This is a genomic window from bacterium, from assembly GCA_030247525.1.
Classification (GTDB): Bacteria; Electryoneota; JAOADG01; order JAOADG01; family JAOADG01; genus JAOTSC01.
The window spans coordinates 1-21,120 of record JAOTSC010000002.1 but is presented as its reverse complement, the minus strand read 5'-3'; the positions used below and the strand labels follow the sequence as shown (position 1 = coordinate 21,120).

Below are 21,120 nucleotides of genomic sequence, written 5' to 3'. Positions count from 1 at the left end.
GTGGAGTCGTCAGCTCCGAAACGATACCTTCATAACATGAACTGCAATGTAACACCCACGTTCCTTTGCATCAATACTGCTTTATCACTTGTGGGAACAAATCCATGTAAAACAGGGTATCGGTTGCCCGATACCCTGCTTTTAGAAAGTTACAACAAAGTAGTGCGAATTATCGCCAAATGCGATAGGAAACAGAGCGACCGTAGTGATTATTCGGATGCTTTGTACCAACTGTGTCACCAGCAACCATTGGAAGATCCTTACCAGTATGGCAATTGACGTAGCAGAAGCCAAGGTAGTAATCAGCAATGGTATCACCAGCTACGTTCACGATAGCGGTATCTCGTAGATTCCACATTGTTTGTAACAACGGTGGAATTGTGCGATCATAGGTCTTGTTCTTGAACTTGAAATATCCGTACGCAGCTGATTTATAACCAGTTGCGATTTGCGGCGAACCGCCGGTTAACGCAGTCTTCAAGGTAGAGTCTGGAACGGTAATGGAGTCCGGACCAGTCTGACCGTGTTCAAACACCAAACCGGTTGCTTGCTTCGACCAACGGATTAAGCCTGTGCGACCGTATGCACGATTTATTGGGAACGTAGTATCTTGTGCTGTCGTGGCGCCACCATGGACACCGTGACAAGTCACGCAGTTTTCCTGACGTTCCTGAGTATTCGCATTGTGGTACACGACGTGCGAATAGTGACGGGACCAACGATTCGAGTCTGAACGCATGAAACCGGTCGGACGAGCAGAAGCGCTCAGTCGATAGTATTCCGGGGTATGGCAAGCATAGCACAGAGCGTTACCAGTCAGATCGTAGTTGGGACCGTATTCCTGATTCATACCGAGGCGTAAACTGGCACGCAACTGAAGTGCAACTGCGGTCGTCTCTTCCATCATTGGATAGCTCAAGCCATGCATACCCTTCGAAGCGGTTGCGGCAGAGTCACCGTGGCAATCCGTACAGGTGATCATGGATGAACTGGTTAAAGATGTACCAGAAAACCATGACGGCGTACGAAGTAGTTTGGTCGTGATTGCGGCATTGCCTTCCACCTTGGCGAACACAAAGCGTCCATTGTCATAGAGCTTGCGAACCGGGTGAGAAGTGGTGCGCAGCGTATCGAAACGGCTGTACATATTCGACGCGGTGTAATGCAACGATGTATCGCGGACTGAATTCGTGGAAGCGGAGTGGCAAGCGAAACAGGTGTTTGCACTGGTCGAAGACTGGAAGCCGTTCTTGTGCTGGTGACAGTTCGTGCACTTGTCCGAACCTTCATGGGTCATCAACGCAGCAGTAGTCGGGTGCAGACCCGAAGCATTGTTGCGGAAAATCGGGGTAGTAGTGTGGCAGGTTTCACAAACACCATCATAGGGTTGAACCACACCAGTGGCGCCGTGCATCAGGTCAAGCGAATCACGAATTACCGACGGACGAGCGCCGCTATTCGGAGTGATGATCTGATTCTTGACATACCAACGGGGATACGTCGTCTGGTGCATGTGCGGATCGTGGCAAGTCTGGCACCATACGGTATCGGCATTGGCGACGTGAGTTTTCATGTTGGAAGCAACACCACCGCTGGTATGGCAGCTTTGGCAAACCGAAGTGGTTAACCAATTCTCCGGAACCGGTTGTGGCACTGTATTATAAGGTACGTGGCAACTGGCGCATGCCATCGCGTTCGTCGCATCGTGCGGAGCTTGAAGCTCATTTACTTCCGAAAGGGCAACAGAAGTCAATGCGCATACCACCGCAATCGCTATGAAAAGATGTTTTTTCAAAAACATTGAGAATCGCTCCATTGTGTAGAGACTTAGTAAAATCGGTTACTTCAAAAAGAGCATTTTACCGGTCGACTGGTAAAGAGAGGTTCCGGATTCGTCGACAACGGAAAGTTTGCAATAATAAACACCGCTGGTCACTGCGCCGTAGCTGCCGGAGGTAGTGTTCCAAACGACTTCATGGTATCCCGCATTCATATTCGCATTGATGAGAGTACCGACTTGCTGACCCAGTACGTTCCAAATGGTCAACGATACTTTACCGTTTTGCTTAAGGGCGAACGGAATTCGAGTCGTACCATTAAAGGGGTTGGGATAATTGTTATTCAGCGCAAAGTGCGAAACAATCGCGGCGGCTGGATTGTTGACACTGGTAACGCCATCGATGGAATATGCGAACACTTGATTCGAGAAAGTCGAAAGGATATAGAGTTGGTTACCACTTACGACCAAATCTGCAGGATGAGCGAAGGGAAGACTGGTTCCAGGAACGATTCTGCCTAAGAATTCGCCTTGGGCTGAAAGAACTTGTACATCATTCTGATACAAATCAGAAATGTAGAGTCGATTCAGTTGATCGACCGAAATTCCCTGAACGCGGGTAAACGTACCATCAAATACCCAGCTTGAACCGACTTGATAGGTTGCACGGCCGAAACTACGAAGATAGCTGCCGGTGCGGCTATATACGTTGATGCGGCTATTGCCTTGATCGGCAACAAAAACTTCGGTTTCGTTTGCGCTTAGGGCGATGCCGGTCGGAAATACAAATTGTCCGTTGGCGGAACCACGGCTGCCGAATGCAAACCGGAAAGTTCCATCAGGTTGGTATACTTTGACAACGTGTTGGCGGGTATCGGTCACATAGATCGAACCATCGGTTGCAACAGCAATCTCGCCTGCCTTGTTGAATTCGCCGATCCCGTTACCCAATGAGAATTGAAAAGTGCCATTCGCATTGTAGCAATCGACTTGGGTTCCGTGGCTGGCAAGTAGTGAGCCATTCGGAAGAACACCAACAGCGATTACATTAGCAACCGGAATCGAACCCACAACGATCCCCTCGGTCGAAACAGCTAAGATCCGGTTGCTTTGAGGTTCGGACAGATAAACTATGCCATTGGGAGCTACAGCGACCCGCTCCGGCTGGACGGTAATCCCGTCAAGGGTGCGAGTGGCATGGATAAAGGAAGGAAGCGCAAGGGCAGACGTGATGGTCACGGCGACCATGAGTGCAACGATGCAAATCGTTCCGGTGCGTGAGAGTTTCGAGTGATATAACATTCTTGGGAATCCTTCGATACCTTGGGTTGGTAAAGCCTATTTAGCTACCGACAGATTGGCAAAGAGTGTGCCATATATGCGGAAATTCACCTGATGACCGGGAAGGAAAGACTCGAATGGGATATGATCAGCTTAGTATAATATAAACACTATAATAACAACAACATAAAATCATTATTGAAAATTCTTGCCAGGCGACACCATCCAAGATGACAACTCAGATGCTTCTTTTCCGCAAATACCAAGGGGTGGTATCGACCGGTAATTATCACATCGGAATTGGACTGTGCAATATCACCCAGTTCCCTGCGCGTAAATCCTCAGCTTTCCCGAAAAACTCGCTCAATCGAGTAATCCGAACTTCTTCATTTTGTAACGAATTGTGTCACGGGTGACTGAAAGCAAAGCTGCCGCTTTTGATTGGTTGCCGTTGGCGTAGTTAAGTGCTTTCTGGATTGCCAGCTTCTCGATTTCCTCTAAAGGGAATCCGGTGACCGGAAACTCTAATTGGACAGCGCTGGGATCTACTTTTTGAGGCTTTTTGCCAAGGATTTCTATTGGAAGATGCTCTAACCGGATGAGGGTATCATTTTCGAGTACGAGACTATGTTCAATCACATTCTTGAGCTCACGGACATTTCCCGGCCACTCGTACGCAAGCATTGCACATCGAGCTGGTTCATCAAGTCCGGTAACTTTTTTGGAAAATTCCCTGTTGAAGTGATTAATGAAGTAAGTAGACAGTATCAGAATATCTTCGGGACGTTCTCGCAGAGGGGGAAGCTGCACCGTGACGACTTTCAGACGAAAATAAAGATCCTGCCGGAACCGCCCTTCAGCTATTGCTGCTTGAAGGTCACGATTCGTCGCTGCTATGACCCGGACATCGATTTTGGTGTCCTGTGTACCACCCAGTCGTTTAAATGTTCGGGTTTCCAACGCTCTAAGTAATTTCACCTGCATTTGGATACTGAGTTCACCGATTTCATCGAGGAGCAGGGTGCCCCCCTCCGCCAACTCGAACTGTCCGCGTTTCATCTGCTTGGCGTCGGTAAATGCACCACGCTCATAGCCAAACAACTCGCTCTCTAATAGGGTTTCCGGTAATGCTGCACAGTTAATCGCTACAAATGGTTTCTGGAAACGATTTGATTCGTAATGAATCGCCCGGGCGACTACTTCCTTGCCGGTGCCGGATTCGCCATAAATCAAAACTGTCGAAGCTTCTGAATGTGTTATCTTTCGGATAATCTCAAAGATGTGCATCATCTGGCTCGATTCGCCGATGATGCTGGAAAAACCGTAGCGGCTCATAAGCTTACGACGGATATCCAGAACTTCCGCGTCGAGTTTGTTTGCCTTAACTGCTTGTTCGACAATTGAATTGACATCGTTGTATTGAAACGGTTTGTTCACATAATCGTAGGCACCGAGTTTCATAGCTTCGACGGCGGTCTCGGTAGATCCGTAGGCAGTCATAAAGATGACGATGGTGGATTGTGAGTGATGTCGAATTTCTTTCAGGACTTCCAATCCCGATTTCTTGGGTAACCGGTTATCGAGGAACACCACTTCCGGGGATTCCCGACGGAACACTTCGAGTCCTTCTTCCCCCGACAAAGCTGTAAAAGTCTGATAACCGTCCTTTTCAAATTGTTTGGCTAACGACCAGCCGATCAACTTTTCATCGTCGATGATCAACAATTTGATTTTGTAATCCGACACGCTCACCCCTGTCCACAAGCAATGGAATTGTATGATTGTTCTTTCATTGCTAATCGGTCTGATTCAAAAGAATCGTGAGTTCGATAGCCGATTCGCAATGTAAGTTAATAAGAAACGGTTCTAATTCAAGTGCTAAGAGGGGGTTACTGGAAAAGTTATCTACAGCTTGGATTGGGAAGCAAGGGAAGCCCGTGGTAAAACGAATGAAAATGTTGAACCAGCGCCTACAACACTATCTACAAACAACTCGCCGCCATGGCGGGTAATGATACCGGTGCAAATCGATAGTCCAAGACCGGTTCCCTTATGCTTGGAGGTGTAGAACGGCTTGAAAATCTCTTTCAATTTTTCGGGTGGGATACCTTCTCCGGTATCGTTGATTCGAAAGAATATCTTGTCTGACTCTTTTTGGTATGTCACCGAAATCGTTAATGTACCTCCGGACGGCATTGCTTGAATGCCATTTATCGAAAGATTCACCAGAACTTGTTCGATTTGTCCGGGATCGACATACAACTCCGGGATGTTTTCATCCACATGCTGTTTGACAACTACATTCGCTTGTCGTGCCTGTTGAAGAATCAGTTTCATCGAAAATTCCAACAGGGTGTCAACCGAAGTGAATGACATCCGTGGTTCACTCGGTCGAGCAAAATACAACAAACTATTCACGGCGTGATCAATGCGTGTTACTTGACGGGCGATTTCTTCAAAAATCTGGACATTTTGCTGGTCCTGATCGGGGTCTTCAATCAAGACTTGCATCGCACTGGAGATGCCGGCAACCGGATTTTTTATCTCATGTGCCATGCTCGCAGCCAACTGCCCGACACTGGCAAGTTTATCGGCACGTTCCAATTCCTTCAAGTGTGCAATCCGCAGCTCTTCGCGCATCACATTCAAGCGATCGATCATGCCATTGAACGAGCGCGCTAATGTCCCAATCTCTTCTGAGTCGTCAACCGGGATATGCGAGCGAAAATCGCCCCGCTCGACTTTTGATATTGCGCCGCCCATGTGCTTTATGTTGCGCTGAACAAAACGGAGGTGAATACCAAATATCGTCAACACGACGGTAAGTATTATCCCGGTCGATAACACTAAATATTCGCGAAGGTGGATATTCAGCTCGGTGTTTATGTTAGATATGTCGTCGACGATACTTATGTAACCCAAGTTGAGACTTTGTTCGTCATGACAAGCCAAACAGCGCTGCTCCTTAGGTATCCGCATAACGAGTGTCATTGTTTGGTTTGTGAAATCGATGACATCTTGCGTCTTCATATCAATCGGTTTCTTAGATAAGCGCCGCCACAACGAATCGGGAACGGCAGAACCGATTTCATGATGACTCGAGCTGTAACGAATTATACCCTCATTGGAAATGACTCGAATCGATTTGATGTGGGTTTCATCGCGTAGTCCTGTCAGGGAGTTGTGGATTTCAGTGGGGTGGTTGGTGTCCATAAACAGCATGACGCTGTTCAAGGCGAGTTGTATCAGCGACTGCTGATATCGCTTGTGTTGTGCAATCATTAACTCCCGGTGCTCGTTCATCGAAATCCAGCTCGATATGGCAATGGGTATCGTCATTGCTAAGACCATCGAGGCGATGATCCGGTATCGCAAACTGAATTTTTTTATTAGCATATCGGAAACCGGGAATTCAAGAACAAATCGTCGTTTGCAGTCCTCGAATCATTTTCGCAAAGGAAAGGATGCATTGATTAGCTATAAGATCGCTTTAATACTACGCGAATGGTGTGGTAGTGTAATACTGCCAACTGCATTGTGAAATCTCACACCGGCAGTTCAAGCATTATTCACCACTACAATTACCACTTCATCCCTTCATATTTTGTCAAAGTGAAATAGAGTTGATTATCACCCGATTGGGTGTGTCCCATCATGTTGTTCATTCCAAAGAACGGGATATTTTTGAATGCCCAACGGGTATACAATACCGTCTCACCCTTAAGTATCTCGACTTTCACCGCCGGGTTCTTTTCCTCTTTCGAGTAGTTTACCGCTTTTCCTTTAATCATCCAATGACTATAGCAATCGGTAACACGTAACAAGACATCGGTTCCTTTTAGTGCATAGAGTTCATTCGGCATCATTGCCATTGGCGCTAAACTGTCGCCGTTACTTTTCCGAATCGAAATCCAAACTTTATCGAATGTCGGGAGCGGTGTTTGGGGGATCGAATCCATACTTTTCGTGCTATCCGCCGACTTCTTTAAACCACCCGCCATCGGATGTCCCTGCGGGTATGCCATCACAATACTTACAGTCATCATTAAAACAACAATAGCGAACAAACGAAACATCCAGTTACGGGGGATACAAAACATCCAATCCTCACTTTTCTGCGGTATTAAAATCTCTAACATCGTTGCTGCGATACTTACGAATACTGATTTCCAAGTCACTCGGTTGTTCGACTGCCTTTTCGGATAGATGAAGCGCTTCGGCAAACCGCTTCGCCCATCGTGGCGATAACCCTTCCGATTTTAGTGCTTGCGTAGTACCAAGGGTTTTTCCATTTGCATCGTAGAAGTACACTTGGAAGTCCGGTTTACTGCTTCCCTGCGTAGTAAGTGGAAATGAAAACTCTCGTTCGATTTGGTGTTTGAATTGATACCGTTTTCCCGTATTGTACTCGGGAATCGCATCTTCAGGTAGTGTATCACCTACAACGGAAATTTGTTTGCCATCGATATTCGCTGTGACTACAATATAAACCGAGCGTTTGACACTTTTTTGTTGATTGGTAAAGCGAATCCGAACGGTCGCTGAGTCTGACCCAGTTTCAACATGAATGAGTTGTGCGTCAATTCCAACTTCCGATGCTGCATTCTTCTCAGTTTCACCGGCAAAATTCAATTCGGGCTGAAGTTTAAGAAAACAACGTTCGGGTGCTATTTGCTTTGTTTGCACAGTGTACAACCAAAATAGCGCTGTCCGGTAAACCGTTGTCCGATAATCAACTTGGGGATCCCACTTCGGTGAGATGATATAGAATTCTTCTGGTTGCAATTCGCCCAGTTTCGTCAGACAGTTCGCCATTTGTACGGAAAGCTGTTTGAAACCTTTTGCTATACCGTGTGAGCCTGAACGCCATTGAATTGCTTGACGAATGGTACAACTATCTTCAGGTATCGTGTCCAATTGCACACTTAACCGATTACAGGTGCGAAGTTCGACACGCCGGTTCATCTGCAACGCATTCGATGTCGTTCTTCGATCCGACAACATTACTTCGCCCGCGCCGCCAATAATGACGCTCTCCGGCGATAACCCGGCACTGTCGATAATCTTTCCCGCAACGGTTAACGCACGAGTCATCGCAATGGCATAGTTCTCTTGATTCGAACCGGTGGGATCGGAGTGACCGATAACCGTTAAACACTGGTCGCGACCGATTTTATTAATGTCCCGCGAAATTAACTGGAGGTTCTGTTGCTCGAATTCACTTAGCTCAAATGAATTCTCATCGAAGAACAACCGGGTAAAAATAAATGGTGGTTTCTTCTTACCGTTGCCATTACCATTCCCATTGCCATTCTTATGCGGAGCTTCAATGATTTCCGGTGATCCGGGTGGTGGAATACCTGCGGCAATGTCGTAACCGGGCTGTTCGTAAAGATCGCTTTGCGGTGGTGGGGGTGGAACCGTTTCTGTTAAGGTTGTATAGATGGATTTCTTGATGTCGGTTGTAAACGAAAGTCCGAGGAAATACTGCCAATCATTGCTACCCTTGGTAATACCGACACCGCCGCCACCAATTGCATGGAAATAGGAGTTCACCCGATAACGAAAACCCATCATCGTAGTGATTTCTTTGCGCTGGGTAAAGAAATTCTCGGACACGACATAAATATCGGAATTGAAAACCAATTTCTCGGAAATCGAGCGATCCAATCCAGCGCCGGCAAAATCCTGTGGACTCTTCTTGTTGCCGCGAGACACCATGCGACTGTAAAACAGATGATAGGTATTTCGACCAAATGTACTGCTGCCTATTACACCGAGACCCCAATTTGCACTTTGATCATATACGGAATCTTCCCCCATCGGGCGGCGTTGCATGATTCCTTCTACCGCAAAGCGGAAGCGGTTTTTCGGTAAGGAATACACTTTTTGCTTGAAGCTGATTTGCGCCGGGATTTCAAAATGAGCAGGTGGTGTTTTGTTACCCCAAATTCCCGGGAAAGAAAAACTCGCTTCGGTGGTTGGACTTAATCCAGTAATCAAATAAACACTGGTAGCGTCGAACCGTTCTGGCTGAAAACATGAAGAACGAAAGTAACTTCCAACCGAGAAATTTCCTGCAGGATAGGTGTCAGCGGAAGGAGTGGAAAGCGCACCACTTTGTCCGAAAAGGGTTTGTGCATTGGCTGGCACAATACCGAGAATCAACAACAAAACAAGGATAGACAAGTTGAGCGGAACGGAATGACAGTCGCGCCATTGATCAATTCGATGTTTGTACAGACGTACGTTCATTTTTTGTGGCACTCCTGACAAAGCTGGAAGGTTCCGGTCGCTTTATAAAAGAGTTTCTCATTACTTCCATAGTGCGGATTGTGGCAGCTTACGCACGATAGTTCTTGTTTCGGAGACTTGCTGTCACGAACGCCCTGCACGGGATGCATCATCACAGGGTGATCCTTGCTGTATTTCTTCTCATGGCAGGAAAGACAAAGGTCGTTCGGCTTCATGACTGACATCCCGCGAAAATCGCTGCCGTGCGGGTTATGGCAAATAAGACAATCACCGGAACCAGCAGGAGCATGGGGAAAATCGGTTTTCGCCAAAGCATCCTTCAGGTCTTCGTGACACTCAAAACAGGTTTGATCGCTTTTGCGTTTATCGGAAACATCGAACCCGGATTCACCGGATTTTGGTGCACTGTGACAGTAGAAACAATTCCATTCGGTAATGGGATAGTGAACATTGGTACTGGCAGTCACCCAGACATGGCAAGGATAACACAATCGGACAGTTGCCGTATTCGAAGTCAACTCCGATGCATTCGGTTTCATCCGGTGGCAACTGGCACAGTTTTGTTCTTGTTCCGGCGTGTGAAACTTCACCGCTTCGTATCCCGGTAAACTCTTGATTTCTTCGCTCACTGCTGGTTTATACAGGAATGAGTAACGGTGTTCCTCTAAAATTCGGTCGGAATTGTCCATCGCACGAAGCGTATAATCATTTTGTCCGGGTGATAAATCGACCCGCATGACAAATTTTGAACCGAGTTTGTCCAGCAACCGCCGTTTTGATAACTCGACATGGGAAACAAGATTACCTTTCGCGACAAAATTGAGACCACGGAACAACGAATCCTTAAAAACCTTCTCATAAATCGATTGAAACTCGTGTGATTGCCAAAAAGCATCCCGGTTGACTCGATTCTGTGCGGGGAAGTAAATCGAATGCTTCACTTCTTTCGTATTCGGTTTCAAGGAAAACACTGTGATTTCAAAATTAGTAATCTGGAAATCACGGGAAAACAATCCACTAACCTTTTTCACAAACTCACTACGAATGGAACCGGACTTTGCTGTCATTTGATCAATCCGCTCGGTAGTGCGCGACAATTCCAATCGGGTTACCGTAAACGTATCGACATCTCCCACGAGATAATGATGAGGCGTCGACACTTCCATCTTGCTTTTAGAAGGATACATCACCTGTAGCAAAGGTGCAGAGCCAGCTCCCGATAGAGTTAAGTACCCGATCAGAAGAGTGATTGCAACGATAACTACCCGTTTCATCATTCGAAATGCCATCAGTAAATACCCGGATTATGATTATGGTCGTGACAAGTCAGGAAGCAAGTTCCGTGCCCATCCGCACTGGGCAAATATTCTAATCTTCCACTCGATGAGGGTGAGATATTCAAATTATTGCTATCAAACCGGATAAGGTGTCGGTTGTTTGCGCTGCCGTGAGAACTGTGACAAAGGAAACAGGAAAATTGTTGGGAAACCACATGTCGAGAATGCTCACCGAAATGAGAAACCGAAGGATTGTACAGACTCGTTCGATCATGGCACTCATAACATGATGCATACAGTGACGCAGTTTCCGGTTCACGTGTTCCAGTATAATAGTTTCGTTTTAACAATGGGCTGTATATCGAACCATGGGGTCCACGTGGCGAACCATCTTCATCGCTGTTATGGCAGTCGGTACAATTCATCGTCGAAGATGTCGTCCATGGTGCAAGCAAACCGGGAACATCCGAACTCGTACCGGGAGCGACCACTGGATGAAAGCTGGCATTCGTAATGGCGAACTCCAGCCGCTTATTCGTTTGATTCGTCGGGAGATTGCGTGAGTCTCCATGACACTTAAAGCAAATCTGGTACTCAAAAATCGCAGGATCAACTTTTGTGCCGCCTGCCGATACACCCCACACATTCCGAATTGCCCCATTGATTTGTCCAACTTGGTCTTCGGTTGTAGATGCATGAGAGTTATGGCAATCGGCACATTCTACATGGCGTTGGGCAATCGGCGATTCTTCCGGTAAATAGCTCGAAGGAGTTGGTATCGAGTTCAAGGGACCTTCGCCTGGATTGTGTACCCCGGCATTCATCGAAACACTATGTCGGCTAGTCTTTTGGAAAACCGTAATCATATTCACAGCACCAGAAGTTTCCCAACTCGCATTTTGGGTACCATCGTGGCAACTTAAACAGAGATTTTCTTCTACCGCTCGCAGTAACCTTGGACCAGATGCTGCCGTATGTTGGACGTGGCAACTATTACATGCTTGCTCTGTCAATTGATTGAATAATGGATTTTGTGGATTGCCATGGGAAGAGACATCCCATCCGCTTTCGATATGACAAGTAGTGCACAACGTCCCCCGATTTGTAGTCGCTACCAAGAAGTCGTCATACTGGTTGTTGTGGGGATTGTGGCAACTTCGGCATTGCACTTGACCGGATTGATCAAGATGAACGGGATCGGTAGGCAGCGGATTTCGAATTTCAGGATCAAGCAATGAGGGAGTAAATGAAATCGGATGATCGTCGGTAAGCGACACCCCCAAATTACTTGTACCAGCCGGTAACATCCCACCAACAGTTGTTCCCAATAGTGAAATCGGTCCCGCTTGACTACGAACCACACCAATCGCGGCAGTGCCATCATGGCACGACAAACAGAGTCGACTTGAGCCGTTGGGTTGTCCAACCGTCGATTGCATCGAACCACCCGACGGATAAATACTGAACGTGGTAGTTACTGCGTTGCGATTCCAAAGCGGCGTTTCCGAAGAAGCACCGTGCGGGGTGTGACAGAATATGCAAACCTGAGTTTCAGCCACCGCGCGAATGTTGCCAGTCCCGGAACTTGACAGGTTGTGCTTTGTATTGGTCACCGCTTCCGGCTGTGCTAATGCGAGTGATATCATCATTGAGACGATAATCGGGAAGATGCGAGCCAACATTCTCGGGATGGTAAGCTTGCTTGGATGTCCCATCGGCTCCTCCCCACAAGACAACGAACAAACAGCGGTTACAGTAACAACTTGAAATCGAGTCTGAAACTTTATTTTCGAGTCGTTCATCATTTTGTCGTCGCCTGTTTTGCCAGATACTGAAACACCTGGATCATCCCGTGATGGGTGTCAGCAACGTAGATCCGGTTACGATGATCGATACTGATTCCGTTCGGTAGATTGAAGTTGCCCGGCTCGGTTACGCCCGTTGTTCCGAAAAAGAGCAACAATTTTCCTTCCGGATTGAAAATTTGCACATTACCGAATAATGCATCGACGACATACAGATTCGAGTCAGAGTCAATGGCAATTCCCTTCGGTCGCGAAAAAGCTCCGGAATTAGTACCTAACTTACCAAACGTTTGTGTCAGTGTACCCGCAAATGAATACTTTTTCACCTGAAAGTTGTAGGCATCGGTTACATAAATTCCCAATGAGTCGATGCATAGATGTGTTGGGGTATTCAACTTTGTTAATGAATCGAGCCCATCCCCTATCTGGGCAACTACTTTGCCGGACAAATTGAATGCGACAACTCGATTTCCTTTGGCATCGGCAATCCATAGCCGATTCGACCACTTATCCCAAACAATCCCGGCTGGACGATCTAACCCGGTTTCCAATTCACGAACGGGATGAAGTTTGTTTGTGTAAACTGTAATCTTTTTGCTCTCTGAATCAACTAAATACACGGAGTCGTTTTTTCCCAACGTTAACGAAACTGGTGTATGAAGTAATCCCGATTTTGTTGATCGTTGTTGACGGTACTTTTTCGTCGCAACTTGATAAGACGACAATACACCCGTCACATCAACCACATATATCGTCTCATCATCGGACACTGCCACGGCAACCGGTTGTATCAACTGATTCTGTTTAGAATCTCCTGCTAACCAAGATAACAATCCCTTTTTTACACCAAGCTCTTCCGGCGACTGAAAGGAATACTCGAAACGGATACGGGCTTGTTCCGGTAGTTGTGGCCATACTATCGGGCTCAATGGCTGCCGGATTACTGCTTCTTGAGACGAAAAGCATCCGATAACCGAAATAACAAGTACTCCGGCCAGCAGGGTTATTGCAATCGATGCGAAATGTCGCTTATCTCGCAAGGCCACCACCGATCTTTCTCGATGCATTCACGAATAGAGTTAAATCTTTTCGATCTTGAGATATGCTTTCTTCAGCTTGAAGACTTAGTGCAAGTTCATTCAATTGATAGCGAAGACTCGATTCGACCTTCCCGAATTCAACATCTACCTGCCGGTCCAACGTGTAGGAAGATTGGGCTGACCAGACCAGATTTCTTGTGATTTCGTATCCAAGATTGCTCGTCCAATAATCAACCCGTCGGTAATCTGGTTGTACTGTTACATTAGTGATCAAGCCGGTACGAACCGAAAACCCATGAGAAAAGAGTAACGCAAGATTGCTACGATTCTCAAATCCTCGCGTGAACCGTCTCCCCTCTTGATCCTTCAAGGTAATCATGTTTTGAAGCAAAACGACGCGAATTGGGGTAAACGACATCTGATTTTCAAACGTATGATTTACGTTGTAATCATTCAATTGTCGGGTACGCGATACCCGCCCCGAAAGCGTGTACATATTCGACCAAGCAAACTTTGTTGTAAACCGTTGTTGAATCTGGTAAGCGCCAACAGAGCGAAACACTACCCTGTCATCGGTGGTGGAGCTTTTGTCGTAATCGAAGAATCCGTTGGCAATCGTGCGCATCGTTTTGTCGTTATGCAGCTTTACTGAAATATACTCGGAACCTGCGCTAACGCTTCGATTGACAAATTCTTCTTCGGTTGTTTTCGTGAGTTGCATCTGTCGAAAAAGACTACCCCGCACTGTTCCAGTCAACTCCGGGGTAAAGAATCGTTTGTAATCCGCTTGGAGCACATTTGAGTATGTTGAGGAACCAATACTTTGAGTAGTGTTAAAGCCATATTGTGCTAACACCCGGTTCTTCGGATTGGGCATGCTTAACACCCGGGTACCAAAGCGAGTGGAACGGTAATTGTTGTTGTAACCGGCATACTCGAAGTTGGAGGTCAAGGTGGTTGTTCGGTCGAATAGGTTCGCTTGTCCATCCAATTGGATTTGCTGGTGACGAGCAAATCGACCGCCAATCAAATCGCGGCGCTGTTCATCCAGAAAAAATGCGCTAACAGTCGCCAAATCGGTGTAGCGTTGTAATCGAATCGAACTGATGTGCGAGCCGGCAGTTCCATATTTATCGGATTCCGTGGAGTTGTATAGATAACTGAGTTGAATCGACGGGAGTATCGGATTTTGATAGAGAATGTCGGCTCCGGCAAAGTTATCGTACTTCCGATCGGTCTGTCGACCATAAGTGAAGTCCGATTGTGTTCGTCGATAATTGAACTTAAACGAAAGCGGCCGGTTTTGGAAAACGTGAGTGTTCAAATCAATAAGATCAAGTGTGCGGGTGATCGTCCAGGTGTCACCATACTTTCGATTGGATTGGTGAAGCCGCATCCCGGCTCGGTAGGATATAAAGTTGGGGGACAGGATATACCCACGCAACCCAAATCCGTAATTGTGGAGAAATTCGCTGCCTTTACTTCCTGAAGAAGGGTCGTTCAAGTTCTGGGTTGTCCGATAACCGGATTCCAGTTCGGCTTGAAATGCCAGTCGTGGCTGAGCAATTCCCGACGTGACACAAAAAAAAAATGATGTAATCAAGCAAAGAACCACTCCCCAAAGGTCTGGAGAGTGGCACTTTTTTTGATTCAGTACCCTCTGATGGTAACTGATATTAGAGGGTGAGGTACTCACAATACTTAGTTCTATCTATGCTTAGCCGATTAAGACTACTTAATGTGGCAAGTTAAACAGATCGCACTTCCGTTGTTGCTCATCGCAAGGAATGGTGCGTTGGTGTTGCTGTGAACATTGTGGCAGGAGCTGCACTCGAGTTGGTCGCCATTCGTGCCAAACAGTTTGATTGCGCTGCCGGTTGCTGGTAACTGCAGTTGAGCTGCGCCGCCACCTGCATCTTCCAAAATCAAAGCGTTGTTGAACGCAAACGAAACCGGGTGATCGTTTGCTAAGTTGTTGATCGTATGGCCGGAACCAGCGCCGCCGGGAAAGTTTTCACCGATGTTCGCACCCATTCCCGTAGAGTAAGGGGAACCGGGGTAATATACATCACCCAATTGGTCGAAACCACCAACCATTTGGATGGGGGGACCATAGGTGTGAAGTAATGCATTTAGTGCCGTGATACCATCATGGCAAGAAAGGCAAAGTTTCGATTCACCCATGGGTTGATGTCCGGTCGGGTCGGCTGCGTAATTTCCACCATTGTAGGACAAGCTGGTGTACGGAATGAAAGTTTCTGCGGTTGCAGCACGATTCCACAACGGCTTTTGGGTCGTCGATGCGGCGTGGGGCGTATGGCAATAGACACAAACTTGATTTGCCGGGTCGTTACCAGCCCAATATCCACCGCCGTTTAGCGATAAGTCGTGCTTCGTGCCAACGATTTGGGCATTTGCAACTAGCGCACAGCACAAAGAAAGTGCTAATGCCACCATTAGGATTCCGACGTAATGACGTTTCATGACACTGATTCCCTGTAAAAAAAAAAGCTATGTCGTTTAAGATCGCTTCGTCTTACTGAACTGGACGCAGCTAAACTACCGGTTTACTTAATATGGCACTGCAAGCAAAGTGCGGAACCCGTCTTCGATGCATTCAAGAAAGGTTGCATGTCCGAAGTTGCGCCAAAAGAGTGAACATTATGGCAACTTGAACATTGAATCGAGTTGCCATCTTTGATTGCCCAGCCGGGCAAAGTGCCAATCGGACGCAATTCAGCATCAGCTGCGGCAGCGGTTGCATAATTAATCGAAACCGGGTGATCGTTGGTTAATCCACTGGCGTCATTCAAATTGGCGAGTCCGGTAAGCGTATTTCCACCTGTCATTTGAGGAACACCATGTCTACCGTTATAGACCAATGAGTTTAATGCAGTAACACCGTCATGACAGGACAAACACATCAGTGAAGAACCTGTCACATTGGGTATCGGACCGGTTGGATCAAAAGCATTCATCGTCGGGCTGGAGTAAACTTGAAATGTTCCAGCAGGTTCGCTGCGATTCCACAATTGAGTGCGAGCGGATGAGGCAGCGTGTGGCGTATGACAAAAAATGCAGATTTGCGATTGATTGGAGTAGTAAGCGTTGGAACCGCTGGTAGCGGAAGAGAGATCGTGCGGCGTGCCGCTAATCTGCGCAAACGAGAGCCCAGCGAAACATAGGATTGCCACCACGAAGGTGAGCGTGGACTTCACGTATTATCCTCCTAACAAACAAGTAAAATAAAAACTTTGACAAAGTGAACCAATTCACGTAGGGCTTGGTTTTTTGACAACCTGAGCTGTGCAAGAGCTGTGCCGTTTCTTTGTGTAGTCACCCGATACGGCAAAAAGAACGCAACGATATTCTATGTAATTATTATTACAGTACATAGAAAAGAATTGTGGAGCCCAAAGTAACAAGAAACCCTTCTCATAACTTTCCACACTTTCAACTTGTGTCATATCACTCAATCATTGCGGAAAATTCCTCATTCTCATTTTAGAGGAAACCCAACTAAGAATCTTTCTCCAATTCACGAGCTTGATAACGGAAGGTTGTAGAATGGAGTAGACAATCGTAAGAGAAAGTGTACTGGGATCTCGGCGTTCCGGATGAAGTCGAAACGATGGAGGTGACCTTCTGGCTCCAACCAAACGGAACAGCTTTCAAATGGATCACTGTAGCTCCGAACAGAACCACAGTACTTTCCCCAATTTGTAGCAGATGGATAGCAGATGGATTAGCAATGTCCGGACATAAGCTCCTGAACTACGAAGATTTTTTATTCTACATACAATGAGTTCTGCCAATTGAATCGGTAAACAAACTGAAGTACAAACATCGAGTGCCCATCACAGTTACCTTTGCTTCTGTGCAGTGTGCGCCACGCTGCAGTGACAACCCACTCCCATCAGTGTTCTTTAACGATGCGTCCTGAACAGTGACATTAATCTTGATTGAGTCGGCGTTATTGCTTTTCCGCAATTCTTCCAAACTGCTACCGCCATACTCGACACCAGTAATCAGTTTCAGCCAGTGGTTGCCGGGTTCTAAAGATAGTTGTACCGAATCGTAGAGGGTTGCACCAATCGCTAACGAATCCAAGCGCTGCCGGGTAAAGAGTAATTCGTCATTATCATAGAACGAAGTAGATATTCCTTCATTTGGCGGAATCGTTGCGGTTCCGACGTTACGAACCCCCCAATACACCCACGCCCGTTCACCATAGCGGATGGTATCGCACGAATGGGTTGAATTGATGGTAGTCGTTGTAACATTCGAATCGGTCGTCACCATCATCGACTTATGCCAACCCGATGGATGCCATTCACCGGTTGCCCACGGCCACGGCCCACCAACGGTATCCCGAAACGAAAGATCGGGGATGCCAGTCCACGTGAAATTTGTGACAACCATTTCGAATGAATCGCCATCGTCATATTCTGCTGTTCCGAGCAGTTTATCCAATAAATCGATCCGGGCGCGATTGCCGATTCCGCAACGTGGCACAAGAATTAATGAATCCGTACGAATGGGTTCCGGTTTACCACTGGCTAAACCGCCCCATCCGGCATTATTGATGTAGCCGCGGCGGGGTGTCGGGTTCAGAGGATCGGGAAATGTCCAGGATGTATCGGTTCCGGTTGTGTCCCAGTAACTGAAGAATCGAATTGATTCCGGTAGGTAAGTGATTTCATGAGTCGAACTGCCATCTTGGATCGGAAGATTTCTCCCGCGTTCCGGCCACCAAGCCCAATTCCCGGCATCCGGACCGGTCCACGGTTGGACAGCCGTATTCATCCAACCACTCTGGTCAGTCCATCCCCCAAGTTGTTGACTCCATCCGCCAAACTCAAAATCGATTTCGTTTTGCGCTTGTTGCCAATTCGAGTAAATGGTATCGTCAGGTGTCGCACTGGTATTGATAGAATCGTCATGCCAGATCCACAATCCCGGATGTAAGTAGCCATTCAAATCGCTCAGGAAATTTGCCCGAACATCCCAGCGGAATTTCCCATATCGCAGGAAATCGATGCTGCGGATATCGCACTGATACCAGACATATTCCCGACCCATCGCAGCAAGCATCAGAGAATCTTCTACAAAATAAATTCGCCTTAATGGATCCATTATATCATTATTGTAATAGTTAGTCAATGTGTTGTAAAATTGCCGAATCGAATCGGGTGTCGCATTGGTATCGGCAATGTTGTAATAGTACTTATTCAAGCCGCGATAGAACCGCAAATGAAGCGTATCGCCTGAATGCGTCAGTGAATCGTAGGTGCCGGTGACCCACATCGCACTCGCTGTCGAATCCCACCAACGATCGCATTCCCACTTGGCGTTGTAAAACGTTACAGTTTGTAATCCAGAATACCCACTTGGCGCATACGCCCGTGCGTATGCCGAATTGCCGTTCCAAGTCATACCGTGAAAATTGATCACTGCGTTTGCTACTGCGGCAGATATAGCTACGAGAACGATTAATGCGAAAAGATTCACGACAATTTTCATGATGCGCTCCTCTTCGGTTGATACACCTAAGGCCGTTGGATTGTACTAGTTCCTATTTTAGGAGAACGAGTTTGCGAGATACCGCTTCCTTGCCGACTTGGAGCTGGACAAAATAGACACCCGAGGGTAGGGTATGCGGTGAAAAGACTTGTGAGTGTTTACCGGGCGATTGGAATGTGTCGGCTAAGGTCGCAACGTTGCGACCCGTTACGTCGTAGACGACCAAACGTACCCGGGAAGGAAACTGCGTTGAGTAAGTAATGCGAGTCGTTGCATTGAACGGATTCGGGTAGTTGGGGTACAAATAAAAATCATTCGGATGAGAAGAAACCTCCGTAGCGACCGAGACTGGATCAAGAATAATTTTCAGGAGAAACACGTCCCAATCACCGTTTTGAGCTGTATCGTAACCGGTGGAGGTAATGGGGAAATCAGGACTTCCGGTAAAGCCGACGACCAGAAATTCGTCGTCACCGATCTGCCTTATGCGTGAACAATTGTCGGTACTGAAACCACCGAGATAAGTACTATTTACTAACTGCGAACAACTGCTATCCAGATAGGTGAGAATGCCGTCGAAACCGCCACCGGATGTTGGTTGAATCGCGTTCGCGGTCGTCGGGTAATTCGAACTTTGTGTCCTCCCACATATCGCAATCTTATTCGTCGAATCGATACAAATTCCCCAAAGGTTGTCGGAATTGTTACCACCCAGGTAGGTACTATATAGCAACCGGGTACCCGTTGCGTTAAACTTCACTACGAACCCATCGCACCCCCCCCCTTGAAACGTATCTTGAATAGCATCGGTTGTTATAGGGAAGTGAAGTGAGTTCGTATAGCCCGTACAGACGATATCGTCGTTATTCAACACTTTGAATGCATAAATCATTTCGATAGCACTGTCGCCCAATAGTGTCGAAAATGTCAATTGCGACAGCGAAGAATCGATTTTGAGTAGAAAACCATCACCGCCGATAACTTGGTTGGTGGTACCACGATACTCGGTTTGGTAGGCTCCCGGCGTTGTGGGAAAAGCCGCACAGGTCGTCGTTCCGGCAGCGAGAATCGAGCCATCACGGGACAACTCGGCGTGAAAGAGCAGTTGACCTCCAGAATCGCCGATAAAAGTACAAGCCAATAGACTCGAAATCGAAGCATCGAACTTTGCCAGATAGCAGTTAGTGATGGGAGTAAAGGATGTATCGAACGCACCGGCAGTAACTGGCAAGTCCGGGCTCTTGGTATAACCACCAATGTAAATGTAGTTACTTGGACTGCGAAGGATAAATCCAGAATTTTCGTTGTCGGTGCCACCGAAGAAGCTGCTGGCAAGCAATTCGTTACCGCTACTATTGAGATGTACGATAATGGCGTCGCCATCCCCTTCGCCACCATTGAAGGTACGATCATACGCATTCCGCGTCGTGGGGAAATTGGGACTCATGGAACTGCCAGTAAAATAGATACCATCGTCATTGGCTAACGCCATCGCTAACAGCGCGTCCATGGAAGACCCGCCAAGATAGGTACTAAATAGCAGTTGCGTACATGCACTATTAAATTTCGTTACCACACAGTCGTACATCCCCAAGTAGAAAGGTTGCACGGCACCTGGCGTAAGGGGATAGTCCGTACTAGTCGTTTCACCGCCACAGTAAATCATCCCGCTACGATCAACCAGTACATCTTGTGCAATGTCGGTATTCCCTCCCCCCAAAAATGTACTGTAAACAAGTGGATCGATGCGTAAAGAATGGTCGGGGTTGTAGCCATTGGGGAGCGTAATCCCGAAAGTGTTTTTGTCGGTTAGTTCAAATACCGCATCGATTTCATTGCGTGTTCCATTTGCCGAGATTTGATACACACTCGGCAGCGCCGTTCGCAATTCCCCCAAGGATGTTGGCAGGAGAAGCTCGGCAATGGGCAATGGGGATTGGGCAATGGGGGTTCCATTCGTAGGGGTTCGGGATTCGGGACTCGGGGTTCGACCCGAATCGGTACGACAGACACTCTTGTCTGTCGAATTCGTGAAAGATTTTCCTACAGTGGTTCGCGACTCGGGAACCATGTCGCGAACATTGTCGTCGGACAGACAGGGGCGTCTGTCCCTACTACTATCCTTTACGCCATCGGACATTTTTTGCCGATGTACGGTTCCT

General features: G+C 47.2%; 14 protein-coding genes. All 14 read right to left on the bottom strand.

Annotation, left to right across the window (positions count from 1 at the left end; translation table 11 throughout):
- Positions 1–169: 169 nt before the first annotated feature.
- The gene (locus OEM52_00375; protein ID MDK9698591.1) at positions 170–1,801 is read right to left on the bottom strand and encodes a hypothetical protein; all 1,632 of its coding nucleotides are present in this window, start codon (positions 1,799–1,801) and stop codon (positions 170–172) included.
- 39 nt (positions 1,802–1,840) lie between these two features.
- Entirely contained in the window at positions 1,841–3,079 is a 1,239-nt protein-coding gene (locus OEM52_00370; protein ID MDK9698590.1) for a 6-bladed beta-propeller, read from the bottom strand.
- 342 nt (positions 3,080–3,421) lie between these two features.
- Positions 3,422–4,804 (bottom strand): sigma-54 dependent transcriptional regulator, encoded by a 1,383-nt coding sequence (locus OEM52_00365; GenBank protein MDK9698589.1) that lies wholly within the window; start codon positions 4,802–4,804, stop codon positions 3,422–3,424.
- Positions 4,805–4,963: 159 nt separating this feature from the next.
- The gene (locus tag OEM52_00360) at positions 4,964–6,454 is read right to left on the bottom strand and encodes an ATP-binding protein (protein ID MDK9698588.1); all 1,491 of its coding nucleotides are present in this window, start codon (positions 6,452–6,454) and stop codon (positions 4,964–4,966) included.
- A gap of 185 nt (positions 6,455–6,639) precedes the next feature.
- Positions 6,640–7,158, bottom strand: a complete 519-nt coding sequence (locus OEM52_00355; protein ID MDK9698587.1) for a hypothetical protein — start codon at positions 7,156–7,158, stop codon at positions 6,640–6,642.
- 7 nt (positions 7,159–7,165) lie between these two features.
- The gene (locus OEM52_00350) at positions 7,166–9,313 is read right to left on the bottom strand and encodes an OmpA family protein (GenBank protein MDK9698586.1); all 2,148 of its coding nucleotides are present in this window, start codon (positions 9,311–9,313) and stop codon (positions 7,166–7,168) included.
- A complete protein-coding gene (locus OEM52_00345) occupies positions 9,310–10,602 on the bottom strand; it encodes a cytochrome c3 family protein (GenBank protein ID MDK9698585.1) in 1,293 nt (430 codons plus the stop codon). The genes OEM52_00350 and OEM52_00345 overlap by 4 nt, the downstream gene beginning before the upstream one ends.
- Entirely contained in the window at positions 10,602–12,305 is a 1,704-nt protein-coding gene (locus tag OEM52_00340) for a hypothetical protein (protein ID MDK9698584.1), read from the bottom strand. The genes OEM52_00345 and OEM52_00340 overlap by 1 nt, the downstream gene beginning before the upstream one ends.
- Before the next feature lie 86 nt (positions 12,306–12,391).
- Entirely contained in the window at positions 12,392–13,435 is a 1,044-nt protein-coding gene (locus tag OEM52_00335; GenBank protein MDK9698583.1) for a hypothetical protein, read from the bottom strand.
- Positions 13,425–15,038, bottom strand: a complete 1,614-nt coding sequence (locus OEM52_00330; protein ID MDK9698582.1) for a hypothetical protein — start codon at positions 15,036–15,038, stop codon at positions 13,425–13,427. The genes OEM52_00335 and OEM52_00330 overlap by 11 nt, the downstream gene beginning before the upstream one ends.
- Positions 15,039–15,166: 128 nt before the next feature.
- Positions 15,167–15,919, bottom strand: coding sequence for a cytochrome c3 family protein (locus tag OEM52_00325; GenBank protein ID MDK9698581.1), 753 nt, complete (start codon positions 15,917–15,919; stop codon positions 15,167–15,169).
- A gap of 83 nt (positions 15,920–16,002) precedes the next feature.
- Positions 16,003–16,653, bottom strand: coding sequence for a cytochrome c3 family protein (locus OEM52_00320; protein ID MDK9698580.1), 651 nt, complete (start codon positions 16,651–16,653; stop codon positions 16,003–16,005).
- A gap of 574 nt (positions 16,654–17,227) precedes the next feature.
- On the bottom strand, positions 17,228–18,958 hold the full coding sequence (locus OEM52_00315) for a hypothetical protein (GenBank protein MDK9698579.1): 1,731 nt from the start codon (positions 18,956–18,958) through the stop codon (positions 17,228–17,230).
- 52 nt (positions 18,959–19,010) lie between these two features.
- Positions 19,011–21,120 (bottom strand): T9SS type A sorting domain-containing protein (locus OEM52_00310; GenBank protein MDK9698578.1); only part of this gene is annotated, 2,110 nt, incomplete at its 5' end.